This is a genomic window from Paenisporosarcina sp. TG-14 (genome assembly GCF_000297555.1).
In the GTDB taxonomy this organism is placed as follows: domain Bacteria; phylum Bacillota; class Bacilli; order Bacillales_A; family Planococcaceae; genus Paenisporosarcina; species Paenisporosarcina antarctica.
This window is the reverse complement of the sequence record NZ_AMGD01000114.1, coordinates 1-851: the sequence shown is the minus strand read 5'-3', so window position 1 is coordinate 851 and position 851 is coordinate 1. Positions and strand designations below refer to the sequence as shown.

Annotated in this window: 1 protein-coding gene; it reads left to right on the top strand. The window is 41.2% G+C overall.

All coding sequences use genetic code 11. The features are described from left to right. Positions 1-93 precede the first annotated feature (93 nt). The coding region (locus tag C406_RS19985) for an IS30 family transposase (RefSeq protein ID WP_017382209.1) at positions 94-851 on the top strand (758 nt) is incomplete at its 3' end.

The following is an 851-nucleotide window of genomic DNA, read 5'->3' as shown; positions in this document are numbered from 1 at the left end:
TGTAGATTATCATTTTAAGTCGAACGGTTGATAAAAAAATAGCTCATTAGGGTACACAGTAGTTAACGCTAATCAACTAAAGGAGTGTCCCTAATGAGCTACCATCATATCGTAACACAGGAACGCATATTTATCGAAGCTTACTTACTGGATGGAAAATCACTTTCCTATATTGCTAGGCAGTTGAATCGAAGTAAAAGCACCATCAATTATGAGCTAGCCCGCGTTGTACCTTACACCGCTATTGAGGGCCAGCTTGATTACGAGACCAAGCGTGAAAACTGTGGCTGTAAACGGACATTATATCTTGAAGCGATCGATCATATTCTCACTCATTTAAAGCTAGGCTGGTCGCCTGAAAGTATTGTAAAACGCTATCGTAAAGTGCACGGGAAACTCTTTCCAATTAGTGTTTCAACCATCTATCGCTATGCAACACTTGGTCTGTTTAATTTATCGCAAAAGTTGTTTATCCGTAAGGGGAAAAAGCTTAAAAACAATGAATTAGAGAAACGCGGGAAAATGCCTCAATTGAAAGAAATTCATACCCGTTATGCACCCCGGAATCAAGTAGGACACTGGGAAGTAGATACTATAATTGGAAAGGCTCATAAGAGCCAGATTCTGACCCTAACAGAGCGCACAAGTCGATTCACCATTATTCAAAAATTGTCCGCAAAGTCAGCTGCTGCAGCTTCTCAAGCAATCATTGCGTTGTTGAAAAAACTTCCTAAGAAGATGGTGAAATCCATCACTGCCGACAGAGGAAAGGAATTTCATCAATGGATTATGGTGGAAAAGGCCTTGGAAATACCTCTCTACTTCGCTGATCCTGGTGCCCCTGGCCAACG